This is a genomic window from Lihuaxuella thermophila (assembly GCF_900110165.1).
GTDB classification, from domain to species: domain Bacteria; phylum Bacillota; class Bacilli; order Thermoactinomycetales; family Thermoactinomycetaceae; genus Lihuaxuella; species Lihuaxuella thermophila.
On sequence record NZ_FOCQ01000003.1, the window covers coordinates 202,220 to 217,259 of the forward strand.

12 protein-coding genes are annotated in these 15,040 nt (G+C 51.8%); all 12 read right to left on the reverse strand.

The window, feature by feature from the left end:
* Nucleotides 1–7: 7 nt before the first annotated feature.
* The 12 genes from BMW55_RS04540 to BMW55_RS04595 all read right to left on the reverse strand — a co-directional run bounded on the left by BMW55_RS04540 (nucleotide 8) and on the right by BMW55_RS04595 (nucleotide 14,943).
* Entirely contained in the window at nucleotides 8–1,189 is a 1,182-nt protein-coding gene (locus tag BMW55_RS04540) for an acetyl-CoA C-acyltransferase (protein ID WP_089965776.1), read from the reverse strand.
* 22 nt (nucleotides 1,190–1,211) lie between these two features.
* The gene (locus BMW55_RS04545) at nucleotides 1,212–3,611 is read right to left on the reverse strand and encodes a 3-hydroxyacyl-CoA dehydrogenase/enoyl-CoA hydratase family protein (RefSeq protein ID WP_089965777.1); all 2,400 of its coding nucleotides are present in this window, start codon (nucleotides 3,609–3,611) and stop codon (nucleotides 1,212–1,214) included.
* A gap of 273 nt (nucleotides 3,612–3,884) precedes the next feature.
* Nucleotides 3,885–4,703 (reverse strand): SPL family radical SAM protein, encoded by an 819-nt coding sequence (locus BMW55_RS04550; protein WP_089966028.1) that lies wholly within the window; start codon nucleotides 4,701–4,703, stop codon nucleotides 3,885–3,887.
* Nucleotides 4,704–5,384: 681 nt separating this feature from the next.
* The gene (locus tag BMW55_RS04555; protein ID WP_089965778.1) at nucleotides 5,385–5,579 is read right to left on the reverse strand and encodes a hypothetical protein; all 195 of its coding nucleotides are present in this window, start codon (nucleotides 5,577–5,579) and stop codon (nucleotides 5,385–5,387) included.
* A 37-nt stretch (nucleotides 5,580–5,616) separates the two neighbouring features.
* The gene (locus tag BMW55_RS04560; RefSeq protein WP_089965779.1) at nucleotides 5,617–6,618 is read right to left on the reverse strand and encodes a glycerophosphodiester phosphodiesterase family protein; all 1,002 of its coding nucleotides are present in this window, start codon (nucleotides 6,616–6,618) and stop codon (nucleotides 5,617–5,619) included.
* Nucleotides 6,619–6,823: 205 nt separating this feature from the next.
* Nucleotides 6,824–7,603 carry an ABC transporter permease gene (locus tag BMW55_RS04565; protein ID WP_170839737.1) on the reverse strand — a complete coding sequence of 260 codons (780 nt, stop codon included), beginning with the start codon at nucleotides 7,601–7,603 and terminating at the stop codon, nucleotides 6,824–6,826.
* Nucleotides 7,596–8,537 (reverse strand): ABC transporter ATP-binding protein, encoded by a 942-nt coding sequence (locus BMW55_RS04570; protein ID WP_089965783.1) that lies wholly within the window; start codon nucleotides 8,535–8,537, stop codon nucleotides 7,596–7,598. The genes BMW55_RS04565 and BMW55_RS04570 overlap by 8 nt, the downstream gene beginning before the upstream one ends.
* Nucleotides 8,518–9,060, reverse strand: coding sequence for a PadR family transcriptional regulator (locus BMW55_RS04575; protein ID WP_089965784.1), 543 nt, complete (start codon nucleotides 9,058–9,060; stop codon nucleotides 8,518–8,520). Before BMW55_RS04575 ends, BMW55_RS04570 begins: the two co-directional genes overlap by 20 nt.
* Before the next feature lie 12 nt (nucleotides 9,061–9,072).
* Entirely contained in the window at nucleotides 9,073–11,493 is a 2,421-nt protein-coding gene (locus tag BMW55_RS04580) for an ABC transporter permease (protein WP_170839738.1), read from the reverse strand.
* Nucleotides 11,450–12,184, reverse strand: a complete 735-nt coding sequence (locus BMW55_RS04585) for an ABC transporter ATP-binding protein (RefSeq protein WP_089965787.1) — start codon at nucleotides 12,182–12,184, stop codon at nucleotides 11,450–11,452. The genes BMW55_RS04580 and BMW55_RS04585 overlap by 44 nt, the downstream gene beginning before the upstream one ends.
* Before the next feature lie 285 nt (nucleotides 12,185–12,469).
* On the reverse strand, nucleotides 12,470–14,227 hold the full coding sequence (locus tag BMW55_RS04590; protein ID WP_089965789.1) for a sensor histidine kinase: 1,758 nt from the start codon (nucleotides 14,225–14,227) through the stop codon (nucleotides 12,470–12,472).
* Nucleotides 14,224–14,943 carry a response regulator transcription factor gene (locus BMW55_RS04595; RefSeq protein WP_089965791.1) on the reverse strand — a complete coding sequence of 240 codons (720 nt, stop codon included), beginning with the start codon at nucleotides 14,941–14,943 and terminating at the stop codon, nucleotides 14,224–14,226. The genes BMW55_RS04590 and BMW55_RS04595 overlap by 4 nt, the downstream gene beginning before the upstream one ends.
* Nucleotides 14,944–15,040: the final 97 nt, after the last annotated feature.

Below are 15,040 nucleotides of genomic sequence, written 5' to 3' on the forward strand. Positions count from 1 at the left end.
CGAAGTATTAAGAAACCCGTTCGATCAACCCGGCCGCACCCATTCCGCCGCCGATGCACATGGTGATCAATCCGTAACGCTTTTGCCTGCGAATCAGTTCGTTCAGAATGGTGACGGTCAGTTTGGCGCCCGAGCACCCCAGCGGATGCCCCAGGGCGATCGCGCCCCCGTTCACATTGACAATGTCCGGATTGAGGCCAAGTTCGCGGATGACAGCCACAGACTGGGAAGCAAACGCTTCGTTCAATTCGATTAAATCAATCTCCTCCAAACGAACCCCGGTACGTTTCAGCAGTTTCGGCACAGCGGCGACGGGACCGATGCCCATCACGTCGGGATCGACGCCGCCGAGGGTGAACCCGCGGAAAATGGCGAGCGGTTTGACCCCCAGTTCCTCCGCTTTTTCACGGGACATGAGCATCACCGCGGCCGCCCCGTCACTCGTCTGAGAAGAGTTGCCCGCAGTGACGGTTCCATTGACATGAAAAACCGGACGCAGGGTGCTGAGCACTTCCATGCTGGTTCCCGGCCGCACTCCTTCATCGGTGTCAAAAACTTCTTCTTTGACTTGCAGCTTCCCTTTTTCATCGAAATAACGATGTTGGACCTGAACGGGAACAATCTCGTCCTTAAACTTGCCGGCCTGGATCGCCGCATACGCTTTTCGGTGGCTTTCCACGGCAAAGCGGTCCTGGTCTTCCCTCGTGATGTTGTACCGCTTGGCCACTTCTTCAGCCGTATGTCCCATGGACATGTATGTTTCGGGAAGATGCTCCATCAGATAGGGATTGGGTGCCGGCTTGTACCCCCCCATCGGTACCATGCTCATGCTTTCCACTCCGCCGGCAATCATGATATCGGCAAATCCGCACATGATTTTTTCGGCGGCAATGGCAATCGTTTGCAATCCCGAAGAGCAGAACCGGTTGACGGTCATGCCGGGAACATCGGTGGGCAGACCTGCCCTGAGGGCGATGATCCGGGCCATGTTCATCCCCTGTTCTCCTTCGGGAAAAGCACAGCCGATGATGACATCTTCCACTTCTTTCGGGTCCACTTGCGGTACGCGCTTCATCAAATCGGCGACCACTGCGGCGCCCAGCTCATCGGGACGGGTATGGCGCAAGGTGCCTTTGTTCGCTTTTCCGACCGCGGTGCGGGCACCTGCAACGATGACAGCTTCGCGCATCCTTTCTCCTCCTTCTATGATCTTAGTTGCGGAGCGGTTTTCCTTTTGCCAGCATATATTGCATCCTCGCCTGTGTTTTGGGCTCTCCGATCAGGCTGAGGAAAGCTTCCCGTTCAATGTCCAGGAGGTATTGTTCGGTGACGAGCGTTCCTTCCGGCACATCTCCCCCCGAGAGGACATACGCCAGTTTGCAGGCAATCTTGTAATCGTGTTCGGAGATATAACCAGATTTCAAAAGTCCGTAAGCCCCGAGTTTGAGCACGTTATATCCGGTTTCACCCACCACCGGAATCCTGACGGGCTGCGGCGGTTGATAACCGGCCTTCGCCATGCCGAGCGCCACTTGTTTCGCGTCATAAATGAGATGGTCGCGGTTGGCGGTGATGCCGTCACAGGACCGCAAGAATTTGTACTTTCTCGCTTCCAAGCCGCTGGTGGATACTTTGGCCTGCCCGATGGCCATAAACACATGGTTGACGAGCGGTTGCAAAGCGACCCGGTCGTTGGGGTCCACTCCTTCCGTCCAGCGGATCAGCATTTCTTTGTTTCCGCCCCCGCCCGGGATCAGGCCGACACCTACTTCAACCAGCCCCATGTATGTTTCCGCCGCTGCCTGAATCCGGTCACAAGGCAGGCAAACTTCCACCCCGCCTCCCAGGGTCATGCCATAGGGAGCGGCGACCACCGGGCGGTCCAGGTATCGGAGCGATCCCATCGCATTCTGGAATTGGCGCACCATCAGATCGATTTCGGGCCAGTTGTGATCCTGCGCTTCCATCAACATCAGCATCAGGTTGGCCCCGACACAGAAGTTGGGTGCTTCCGCGCTGATCACCAGACCGCGGTAGTTGGCTGACACTTCTTTGACAGCCGTGTTGATCATGTTGAGAATATCGGCTCCGATGGCCTGTTTGGGGGAGTGAAACTCCAGGCAGGCGATATCATCACCGAGATCGATCAGGCTGGCTCCTTTGTTGCCTTTGATCAATTTGCCCTGCTCTTTCAAACGGGCAAGCGAAATCGCTTTGTCATGCTCATTGACTTCGCTGAACTTACCGCCCACATAGAACGCATAGCGTTTTCCCGCATCGGTTTTGTAGAAGCTTTTCCCGCCGGATGCAAGCAGGTCTTCCACCAGCTTCGGAATGGTTTCCCCTTCTTCGCGCATACGGGCCACTGATTTTTCCACTCCGATGGCGTCCCACATTTCAAACGGGCCGAGCTCCCAGTTGAATCCCCATTTCATCGCCTGATCCACACTGACGATATCATCGGCGATCTCATGCAGGCGATTGGCGGAGTAAATGAGTACCTTTTTCGTGATGTACCAGGCGAGTTTTCCCGCCGCATCATCGGCGTAAACCAATGCCTGCAACTGTTCGGGCAGCGATTTGGCCCGTTTTGCCTGGTCGAGCGACCGGGCTTTCAGTTTCTTGCTCGGACGGTATTCCATGGTTTTGGGGTCGAGGGCCAAAATCTCCTTGCCGGCATCCGTCTTCACTTTTTTATAGAAACCTTGCCCCGATTTTTCACCCAGCCACTTGTTTTCCACCATTTTTTTGAGAATGGGTGAAACGACAAAAGCCTGTTTTTCTTCGGGATCCTCTACATTGTCGTGGACATTGTTGGCCACATGGATAAAAGTGTCCAGACCAACCAGATCCAACGTGCGGAAAGTTGCACTCTTCGGTCGGCCCATGGCACGCCCGGTGACCGCATCCACTTCATCCGGCCCCAGCCCCAATTCTTCCATCGCCTGCAAAGTGATCTGCAAACCGTAGGTGCCGATCCGGTTGGCGATAAAGTTGGGAGTGTCTTTGCAGATGACAACCCCTTTTCCCAACACCTCTTCGGCAAACGCTTTCATTTCATCCAGTATCGCAGGGTCTGTCGATGCGTTGGGGATGATCTCCAACAACTTCATATAGCGGGGCGGATTGAAGAAATGCGTCCCCATGAAATGCTTTTTGAACTCCTCGGAACGCCCTTCCACCATCTGATTGATGGAAATTCCGGAGGTATTGGAACTGACGATGATTCCCGGCTTCCACACTTGTTCCAGACGGGCAAACAGGTCTTGTTTGATTTTGAGATTTTCCACAACCACCTCAATGATCCAGTCGACCCCGGCCAGTTTGTCGAAATCGTCCTCCATGTTGCCGACCTGGATCAAATGGGCTGTCTCTTTGGTGAACAAGGGGGAGGGCTTTTCTTTAAACAGCCGGTCTTTCCCGGCTTGGGCCAGGCGGTTGCGCACCACCCGGTCACTCAATGTCAATCCTTTTTCTTTTTCCTTTTCCGTCAATTCGCGCGGAACGATGTCCAACAGCAGTGTGGGAATGCCCACGTTGGCCAAATGGCCGGCAATGGCAGCACCCATCACACCGGCTCCCAGCACAGCAGCTTTTTTTATGCGTGCCAAGCGCGTTCCTCCTCTCGTGATCTGTTGGCTGGCGGCGCCCACCTGAATGAATGATCATTCATTAAATGGTTAGAAAAAAACACCTTCATCAGGATAGGCGCAATAACTCCACTCTTTTCATGTAGAGACGGGACGTATTACATTTTAAACATACAGAAATTTTCCTTGCTTTAAAATTGATTTCAATAATATTATTTCTCTGTTTTCTTCATCCGTCAAGAGGGAAGTCGCACTTTTTCGTACATTTTGTCGTCAAGGTTTCCTCCCGGCACGTCAAGGGAGGAAACCTTGCTGACTCAACAATATCCGGCTTTCGTCAAAAGTCTCTTTCAGTTCTTCCACGACTTTTTCGATGGTTTCTTTTTGGTACCACTCTTCCAGATGGAGCCTTTCATAAATCCGCCTGATTCCCAGCTTCTCCGTCCGTCTCCCGCCGCTGCCGTCCCCCCGGAAATAATCATCCACACAAACACGGTCGACAATCTCTGCCAATTTCCCCGGAAATTTTTTTGAAAATGGCAGAACCGGTGAAAGAGTGGCTTGAACCGGCAAGCCGGCAGCTCTTAATCTTTTCAGTGCCTGAAGCCTGGCTGCAATCGGCGGGGCAAATGGGGTAAATGTTTTCCGGATCTCCTCCAGATCGGTTTCCACCGTTACACTGATGCGAATCCGGTCTTTCAGCTCCGCAAATAAATCGATATCTCTGGTGACAAGCGGGCTGCGCGTCTGGACGAACAGGAAGTCCGGTTGATTCACGGCCATGACTTCGAGCAGCGCCCGGGTCACCTGTTCTTTATATTCCAGCGGCTGATAAGGGTCTGTGCTGGAAGACATAAAGATGGTGACCGGCCCTTTTTTCTTCGCTTTTTTTAAATCCCGGCGCAGGAGTTCAGTTGCATGTTGTTTCATCTCCACCCATGTTCCCCATTCCTGCCCGCGGAACAGGGCAATCGGCATTCTGCGCACATAGCAGTATGAGCAGGCAAACGCACAACCCGTGTAGGGATTTAACGTATAGTTATATCCGGTTAAATAGCCCGTGGCCGGGGTTAAGATCGTTTTTGGGATTTTGCGGGAATAGTCGATTTTCACGTGCATCCCTCGGTTCTTTTTTATACGAAAATTGTATGGTCCACATTCCCTACCATGATAGTGTACTGTGAGCCATGATCGTTTTCTGTCAAACTGTGTTGTGTAGGGAAGGTGTATCTATGTTTGTGCTTCGGGGGCAGTTGGCCGTGTTGGTCTCCGTGCTCTTGAGGCCGGCGAGGAAGCAAAACGGGTTGTGAAAGAATTTTTTCTGTGATTGTGCTTCCGGGGCGGTCGGCCGTGTTGGTCTCCGTGCTCTTGTAACTGCCAATGAAGCAAAACGGGTTGTGAAAGAATTTTTTCTGTGATTGTGCTTCCGGGGCGGTCGGCCGTGTTGGTCTCCGTGCTCTTGAGGCCGGCGGGGATGAAAACTGGCCGCTCCGGCCCTCTCGCTACGGGCGCGGGTAAAACTCGCTGTCGCTCAAACACGTTACCCGCTTCCTCCCTCCGCTCGGGGCCTCCGCTGGGGACGGCCTCAAAGGCACTTCGCCCAATCACGGCCTCCCTGCACGATTTTGCGTTTGATCTTTAGGTTGTCTCAGTACGTCATGTAAGCTTTTGTGTGAAAAATAGATACGTGTGAGCGGAGGAATTTGTTTTCCGGTGGAGCGACTCTGCCACTGCATTGGAGCGGAGACGGAAAAAAATTCCGGAGCGGGCTTTTATCCAGAATTCTGCAAGCTTTCATGGACCCGTTTCTTTGTCAATCTTGATAAGCAGAACCAGCGGAGAAATCTTTTTGGCGACGAGTGACTCTGCCACTGCATCGGAACGGAGTCGCCAAAAAGATTTCGGAGCGGGATCAAAACAGGCCAACATTCCCACCGGATTGACACAAACAAATTCCGCAGCCGGGCTTTTCATCCAGGGTCGTGCCAAGCTGTCATGTCCGTTTTTATTCGTAGCCTCAAGATATCTACTCTTGTTTCTGAATCTCTTCCTTGAGTAGAGGCGCCACTCGGTCAATCCGGTTTGTCCAAATTCCGCCGGTATAATGGCGGGGAAGCCGTTTGAGATCCTCGGCTGTGTCAAATCCCTCGGAGAAACCGCCCCCTCCGGCGACAAGAATCACACGCGTGTCGTGTTGATCCATTCGCTGGAGAAAACGATCGGGCCAACCCCAAAGCCACGGGGCGATTTTTTCAGGGATATGCAATTGAGTGCGGGAGCAAGAACTTGGAACATAGCCCGTCCATCCTACGGCAATGTATGGAACCAGGCAATCTTTCATGGTTTGTTTTGACATCACCCGCATGCCGGGAAGTCGCTCTTGTAAAGCTTGAATCGGCTGATCTCCGCCATACACCGCTAATTTATCCAGGTGAGAGGGTGGAAGTTTGGAAAGATAACCAGCCAGTTGGATACCTTCTTTCGGATCATCGCTTTTGATATGGATCAGGAACGATTGATTCGGAAATTGCCGAAAGACTTCATCCAGGGATGGCATCAGACCCACCCCTTTGCCACGGAAAGGAAAGGTTTTTCCGCCATCAGCCGTATAGCCGTAACCAATATCCAGTTTCTTCAATTCTGCCAGCGTATGATCCCGTGTGACTCCCTTGCCATTGGTCCTGCACTCCAGGGTCCAATCGTGAAAAACAGCCCACTTCCCATCCTTTGTGGGATGGACATCCAATTCAACCACATCTGCCCCGGCCTGAAACGCTGCTTTCATAGAAGGAATCGTGTTTTCCAAGTAGGGGTGTTCGGGCTGGTAAATCCGCTTCGCTGTGCACGTTTCATTTGTTAATCCTTCCATCGGAAATGTTTGGGCAAGTCCGCGGTGAGCAAGCAGCAAAGGTTTCCCCTGATTTTCTGCGACCAGCAGTGAACTGTTATTCAGATAGACAAAGAGGAGGAAAAGGAGAGATACATAGATCCATTTGCGTTTGAATGGTTTATTTTTAAACAATTTCATTGTGATCCTCCAAAGATTTTCATATGGATTGGTGAGTTTAAGGAGATGTGTTGATGGCCTGCAACAACCCGATCATTGGAGTCTCTCACTCCCGAAAACACATCGGATGAACGACATCTGCTGCTTTGTTAAATCGAAACAGTTCACAGACCAACTTTCAGTTGAATGGCGGTTCGTCGTGAATTCAATCGTTGCACCATTCACATTAGACGTCTATATCCCTTCTGGTAAAAGAGATCCATGACAACAGATGAAAAACGAAGAAATAGATAAGCAGAACAGTGATGGAAAATCCCGGCGACATTCCTTCGAATAACGGGTTGTTTCCTTCCATATACTGACGCAGATTCATATTGGCAGACAGCAGATATTTTCCTCCGTCAAATCCGACCATTCGGCACAACTCTACCACTGCGGGTCCGGCCAGTATAAAGAAAACCGACAGGCCAATCGAAAATGAACTGCTCCGTGAGATGGCTGACAGCATAAAAGCAAATGTCGCTGTCATGATGATTTCAACGAAAAATAACCCATAAACAGCCCCGATGTCTTGCCATTTGGGAGTGACGTACTGAACATCGAAACGAATGCCAAAAAACATGGCGCCAAACAAAAAGGAAGAGAACAAGGTCAGGATCATACATAGGGCGACAAATATCAGAACGGCCATATACTTGGCGAAGAGAATTTTCGTTCGGCTGGCCGGGCGAATCAATAATAATTTTGCCGTTCCCCAGGCAAATTCACTGGATACAATATCCCCTGCAATCACCGAAGCAAGCAGCTTTGCGAGAAACAGAGTTTGCACGGAACTCCATACAAATTCCCATGCATCATCCCGGCCAGCATTCAAAAACCCAAACCAGTTCATGATCCAGGCGATGATGAAACTGCATGTAATCAACGCTCCGAAAAATACCCATGTCCTGGAACGTTCAAATATTTTTAGATTTTCCATCCGAATCAGACTCCAAAGATTAGGCATTCGGATCATCTCCTGTCATCTCCAGAAACATCTGCTCTAGAGTGGGTGCCAGCCTTCGAATTTCATATACCCGGATTCCCTCGGCACACAGTTTCATATTCAAATCCGCAATCTGTTCCCTCGGCAGGATAATTTCAAATCCGTCGGATACAAACCTCCAATGGCGGCCACCCCCCCAGTCCTTTAAAATGCGGGGAATTTTTTCCGGCTGATCCACTTCCACTCGAACCGGCTGCTCTTGACCGGATCGCACCCTCTCATCCATTCGCCTGATGTCAATCAGTCTCCCCTGCTGAAGAAAGGCCACTCTGTCACATACGAGCTCCATTTCAGATAATAAGTGACTCGAAACCACCACTGCGGTTCCTTCCTTTGCGGCAAGATCACGCAAATAATGGCGAAGTTCCAGTATTCCCGCCGGATCCAGCCCGTTCGTCGGCTCGTCCAGAATCAATATGGAAGGCCGGTGAAGGATGGCCTGTGCCAATCCCAGCCGCTGCCGCATTCCCAAAGAATATGTCCGAACAGGGTCATCGATGTACGGGTCCAACCTGACTAATGAAACCACCTCATCGATTCTGTCTGTTGTTACCTCAGGCCGCATGCAGGAAAAGTGGACCAGGTTCTTGTATCCTGACATATACCCGTAGAACTCGGGATTTTCCACAATCGCCCCCACATGTTGAATCGCTTCTTCGAAACGCGTTCGAATGCTGGCTCCGTGAATGAGCACCTCTCCTTCGGTGATCCCCATCAGCCCCACCATCATCCGGATGAGTGTCGTCTTACCGGCGCCATTGGGTCCGAGGAGGCCAAACACTTCCCCGGGATATACTTGAAAAGACACCTGATCGATTAAGGCTTTGCCCCCGATCCGCTTCGTCAGGTTAAGGACCTCTAAGACCGGGCTCCCCTTACTCCCTCTTCTTTTCATGTTGAACCTCCCAGGCAGGGGACGATCCTTCTTCCTCCAGGCATTGCAGCCATTTGAGGTCCGCTTCCAGATGCAGCAGGCCGCCCTCGATTAAAAGGATCATGTCCCCGTGTTGTTCCCGATCCAGTTGTGCTTGTAATTGCGTAAGCTGCAAGATCGTTTCCATCATTTTTTTCTTTTGGTTCATAATCATCTTGTCGATTTCGGGAAAACCCATTTTTCTCGCACACAACCATTTGAAAAACATTTCGTCTTTCAACAGCGATTTTTGCACGGGTTCAAGCAGCCATCGCCTCAACTCTTGTTTGCCCGCTTCGGTGATCCGATATTGTTTCCGGTCCCGTACATCTTCTCCCAGCGGCTCAACCAGCCGGTCCCGAACCAAACGTTCCAAGGTGGTGTACACTTGTCCGGAATTCAAGGGCCATTGTTGGTGGACCATCTGTTCAAAACCTGTCTTGATCTCATACCCATGGCGCGGTTTTTCGTATAAAAGTCCGAGAATCGCATGTTTAACAGACATCGAAGCCCCTCCTTAATCCTGCTGGTGAACATGGGCAACAGAAATGCGGGCTGCTTTGGCCGCCGGGGGAAAGCTCGCCAGGAAACTGATGATCAACCCAAACACGGCGATGAGAAGCAAGGAACTGAACGGCATTGGACCCGCTTCCCGCACTCCAATAATGTCCGCACCAGCCATCGCCGCTGGAACAAGGAGGAAGCCGAGTGTGATTCCGGCGAGCGTACCCGACATCCCGATGATGAAACCTTCTGCGATGATGGTGTTGCGTACTTGCTTTGGGGTGAAAGCAATCAATTTCATCCACCGGATTTCTTCTGAACGTTCCAGCACGCTCACCCAAATCGCATTCAATAAGCCCAGGCCAGCGACGATCCAGATCGCTCCAAGCAGAAGCCGGAAAAGTTTGAGCGGGTGCCGTGTGGCTTCCAATCGGTGTTCGATAAACCCATCCAAGGTTTGAACGGAGAAGAGACGTTCCGAATAAGTGTCGATCACTTGTTGTTTGATCCGGGAAATGTCAGCGGACGGAGCCTTTTGAATCACCACGTGCCTCACATCGTGCGACCCGAATGTTTGGACAAATGAATCGTCAGAGACGAAAGCGGCGTTCCCTTTTCCCCGCAGGGTGTACACTTGCCCGACCACCTGGAAAGGGCGCTTTCCTTTCGGTGTTTCGATCCAGATGAAATCTCCCGTTTTCCCGCCCCATTCACGGTAAAGGGTTTGTCCCAGCAAAATCGCGTTGGGCTTCTTCATCCGGTCCCGAATTTCTCCGCCCGGTTGGTCCGGGACAAACAGGGGCAGTTTCCATTCGGGGTCCGGCGAACTGATGACAAGCACGTCCCGGCTTTTCCGATCCATCCATGCGGCTGCCTTCATTTCACGATAAGCAGACCACTTTTGTATACCGGGCCACCTGGACATTTGTGACAATTCTTCGGCCCCGGCCGGCTCATACAGGGAAAACGCAAGGTCACCGCCCAACAACGGGCGCGAACTGACGTGAATGTTGCGCTCTGCGGCAGCCTCTATGTGCACCGTCACAACCATGCAAGCGACTGTCACGCAAATCAGACCGGCAGGCAACGCGATTCTCGAGGGATTGCTGAGCGTATAGCGTTTGGCCAGTTCACCTTCATAGCCGAGAAGCTTAGATGCGATGAGAGAAACCGCTAGAAAGACCCATTTCATGACTGCCGGAAACAGGGACAAAATCTTGAACAGCCATTGAAGAGGAAGAGACCGCTTGTTAGATCCCCTTGCTTCACCATAGTGGCCGCATTTGGTTTTAGCCGCATGGAAAAGCGGAACAAGGGTTGCGAGCACAACGGCGATCAAGCTTGCACAGCCCGCGATCAACAGGGAAGGGAACCAGTCGGGCGGCACTGGCGTCCGCAAATCAAAGATTCTGTCCAGTTCTTGGGCGATCCAACGGGACGAGACCGCACCGAGAAGCACTCCGATCGGGACCCCCATCAAAGCGAAGATCATGATTTCACGCAGGAGCCAAACGACGATTTGCCGGGAAGTGAAACCGACAGCTTTCATCACGGCAAATTCGCTTCTTCGTTCCGCCACCGAAGCATGGTAGGTTCCATATAGAATCAGCGTGCCCAAGGCGATCCCCAGGAAGCCGACCGCCTGGAGACCCTGAAAAATTTCATCCATTCCCCGTGCAAGATCCAACTCATCCTTGATATCCTGCTCCACATAGACAGGATAACGGGATAGCGCATCATTGAGCCGTTTTTTGAAAGCAGGGATCTCATCGCGCGGGGGAGTTATTTCAATGGCGCTGATCTTGCCCCCATTGTCCGTCCAACGCTGCAAAGTGGAGAGCGGAAGTGCCACGTTCCAAACTTGGTCATTCGCTTCCTCCCAATGATCGGGATTGCTCAGCTCCGGTGTTTGATTCACAACGGCCGTAACGCGAATGGGTTGAGGCTTTCCTTTCACCATAAACAAAACGGTATCGCCCGCTTGAACCTTCCATAACCGGGCTGTCTTTTGATCGATCCAAAGCCCCTGTCCGCGCGAATCCCCATCCTGCATCCGAAAAGGCCGGAGCTCTTCCGCCGGGGACACGAATCCATGGAGACGAACCTTCAGCGAGTCTGTCTCTTCCTTCGGAGAGGGGCGATGGGACAACTGAACTTGAACAGTGTAATCCAACCGGGCCTTGACCCGTACATCCGGACCAACCGATTGACGGACAAGGGAAACCAAGTCCTCTGAAAAGACAAAGTTGTTCCCTTTGATCGTCAGCCTCGGCGGCTCCTGTTCCAGTTTGGCCCGCACAGCCGTTTGAGTTGCCTGCACGGAAGTCATCATGGACGTCATCAGGGCCGTTCCCAACACGATCGAGATCATCGTAAAAATCGTGCGCCATTTATGGCGAATCCAGGGGCGAAAAGAGATTTTCCATAAGTTCACGAATGTCTCCCCCCTTTGCTGAGCACTCATCGACGATCCGTCCATCACGAAGCATGAGCATGCGCTCGGCAAACCCGGCGGCGTAGGGATCGTGAGTCACCATGATCAGGGTCAGTTCCTCTTCCCGGTGAAGCCTGGACAATTGTTTCAGTAACTCAGCTCCCTGACTTCTGTCCAAATTCCCGGTCGGCTCGTCGGCAAGCAAAAGGGCCGGTTTGATGGCCAGGGCACGGGCAATGGCCACACGCTGCTGTTCGCCGCCGCTGAGCGCTGAGGGAAAACTATTCGCTTTATCCTTCAGGCCCAACTGATCAAGCAACCGGGCCACGCGTTTCTTAATCGTAGCTTTGGGTGTCCTGTCGGCGTAAAGGGGAAAGGCAATGTTTTCCTCTACCGTCAGCATCGGAAGCAGCTGATGATTTTGGAATATTACACCAATCTTGCTGCGGCGAAACATCGTTCGTTTCGTCTCCCCCAACTGGGACAGTTCCATCCCATCCACCCACACAGAACCTTCCGTAGGGACGTCGAGTCCTCCGATCAGTTGCAAAAGCGTGCTTTTTCCTGCACCGCTCGGTCCCATAACGGCAACAAATTCGCCTTTGTTCACTTGAAGAGAGATATTTTTCAAGGCGGCAAATGGGGCAGTCCCGGTCGAGTGGATTTTGGTGACGTTTTCCAAACGGACCATCGTTACTCTCTCCTCATCACTATATACTCAGTACTCATATACTGAGTATATATAGGGATGAGAATCGTTTCAAGAAATAAAATAAAGGCGGAATCGGGATTCGAATCGAATTATTTGGACGACGTTGTTCGTGGTTTCAGCCGTGGTAATGGCCTACCCCAAAACAGCCGAGCAGCTCGCAAAGATTGGATCTTGCAAATTTCCCATACATTGTGTTCATCCGTTGATTTCCGGCAGTAAAAAACGCCTGGTTTTCTGTAAAAACCAGGCGTTTGATCCTATTCTTTACTGTCTCAATACAATGCGGATCTTGGTCCCTTTTCCCGGTGAACTGTCAATCTCGATCCGGCCGCCATGCGCTTGGATCAATTGGTCGGCGATCGCCATGCCGAGACCCGTTCCGGCTTCTTTCACGGACGTATGGGTTCCGCGATAATACCTGTCAAATAACCGGGACCGCGTTTCCTCATCCATTCCCCGCCCGTTGTCTTCAATGGAGATGATTACTTCTTCCCTGCCTTTGTCCGTTCTTTTGGCAACAGTAACAGAGATTTTCGTTCCGGCCGGATTATGGACGGACGCGTTGGTCAGCAAATTGTTGAGCGCCCGTTGGAACCATTTTGGATCCACGGGAAAATAAAGCGGTTCTGCCTCGGGTTCAAATGTGATGCATTGATCTGCCGCCATGGGATTGTTGGCCAAATGGATCACCGAACGGCGGACCAGCTCCACCAGATCTTGTTCTTGTCTTTGCAGAGGCAGCGCTTCATTTTTCAAGCGAAAAGTCAGGTTGAGGTCATCGATCAGCTCTTCCATATACTGCGCTTTATCCCGGATGACGCGGGCGTACTGCCTGATTTCCTCTCTGTTCCAGTCATACTCTTCTTCACAGAGCAAATCCGCATAGCCTTTCACTGAAGACAGCGGTGTTTTCAAATCGTGGGAGATCCCGGCAATCCACTCTTCTCTGGTCTTTTCAAGGCGAAGCCTGTTGTCCTCGTTTTGTTTTAAGGCAGATGTGAGTTGGCGGAGTGCTTCGATCACTTCCCGGTACGTCCGGTATGAACGGCGCAATTTCCCGCTGGCCGGATCCAGGCTCTTCGGGACTCCTTTTCTGTTCACCGGTTCGGCATAGACTCCCCGGGCCAGATCCTGCAGCCAGTCCATCATATGCAATACGGGCCTGCCCAGTCGGTTTCCAAACAAAAAGGCGATCAAAAAGACGATGACGATGTTGCCCGCCATGGACGCATAAAAGATAAATTCCCCTCTTTCTCTCCTTCTTTCCGCCCCATATTGGTTCATATCGGTATCTGTCCCGAAGTCAGAGTCCGGCAGTCCAATCACCCAGGTGAGCCGTTTGCCGTTCAAGGTATCACTGTGATAGATCAGACGGGATTCATATTCTTCGTGATATGCAAACAAGCCTGGAGTATACCGGATGGGTTGGCCGGCGGGACGATGGTATTGAAAAATTTCTCTCCCCTGTTCATCCAATATTTGCAGCCAGGAATGATGTTGGGAGAGTTTCGCCAATGCCGACGGAGCCACATTCACTCTTTCGCCTTGCAGCGAGGTTTGCTTTTGCACTTCCTGCAGCAGAGCCGCCTCCGGTTTGGTGACCCCGTAAATCCAGGTGTAATCGCCATGATACCAGGTATAGATTTGATAGGCGGAGACCTCTTTTTTTCTGTAGTCGACAAGCATTCCCGGCGTATATCGTCTCGGGATGTCGTCCGGCCGCCGATATTGGAAGATTTCTCTCCCCGTCCGATCCAAAACTTGCACCCACCCCCGGCTTTTCGCCACTTCTCTGAGCTGTTGTGAATCCACTTTCACTGTCCGGCCCTGAATATGGGTGTGATGATAAACATCGACCAGGAGATCGCGCGGAGACTCGTATTTTCGGGTCTGTCTCTCTATAATGTCGGATAGGTCGTTATAGGCGACGAGGATCAATCCCATGTAATACACGGTGATCAGCACCATCACCAAAAAAGACCGCCATAAAAAATGCCATGTAATCCGACCGTTGAGCTTCACTGCGGCAACCCTCTTTTGGGAGCGACCAGTTTATAGCCAAGTCCGCGCACGGTGACCAAATACTCGGGGTGACTGGGGTTGATTTCGATCTTTTCCCGCAATCTTCTGATATGGACCATGACCGTGTTCTCATCCCCCAAACTCTCTTCTCCCCACACCTGCTCGTAGAGTTGTTTTTTGCTGAAAATGCGGTTCGGGTGGCTGCAAAGAAACACCAGCAGTTTATACTCCATCGCGGGACAGGGAACTTCTCTCCCGTTCACGATCAGCTGTCCGGATTCCTCATGGATCGAAAAGCGGCCAAAGTCATAAATGTTGGGTTTGGCCTGAATCGCAGACCGGATCAGTTGCAAGCGCCGGAGTTGGGCTTTGATGCGCGCAACCAGTTCCAGGGGGTTAAACGGCTTGGTAATATAGTCATCCGCACCCATGCTGAAGCCGGTCAGTTTGTCTAAATCGGTGGTTCGTGCCGTTAAAAAGAGGATGGGAGCATCTGTGAACTGCCTCATTTCCCGGCACACATCAAACCCTTCCCCATCGGGCAGCATGACATCGAGCACGATGAGATGCGGACGGTGTTCCCGGCACAGCCGGACGGCTTCAGCGGCGCTCCCGGCCGTCAACACCTGACCGACTTCCTCTTTCAGCAGGGCGATTCGGATCATATTTAAAATTTCAACCTCATCGTCGACCAGCAAGATGCGTATTTCCGACACACATTCCACTCCCTCCGTGATCGAAGCTGTTCTTTCTTCTGTGAATATCCTGCTTCAACCATCCCTCTCTATCTTAGCAAAAGAGTTCCCTCGGTGA

Coding starts and splice junctions, on each gene's coding strand:
- BMW55_RS04575 (WP_089965784.1), bottom strand. CDS start 9,060: ATGTCTGTTAAACATGCGATTCTCGGACTTTTATACGAAAAACCGCGC.
- BMW55_RS04565 (WP_170839737.1), bottom strand. CDS start 7,603: ATGCCTAATCTTTGGAGTCTGATTCGGATGGAAAATCTAAAAATATTT.
- BMW55_RS04560 (WP_089965779.1), bottom strand. CDS start 6,618: ATGAAATTGTTTAAAAATAAACCATTCAAACGCAAATGGATCTATGTA.
- BMW55_RS04570 (WP_089965783.1), bottom strand. CDS start 8,537: ATGAAAAGAAGAGGGAGTAAGGGGAGCCCGGTCTTAGAGGTCCTTAAC.
- BMW55_RS04585 (WP_089965787.1), bottom strand. CDS start 12,184: ATGGTCCGTTTGGAAAACGTCACCAAAATCCACTCGACCGGGACTGCC.
- BMW55_RS04540 (WP_089965776.1), bottom strand. CDS start 1,189: ATGCGCGAAGCTGTCATCGTTGCAGGTGCCCGCACCGCGGTCGGAAAA.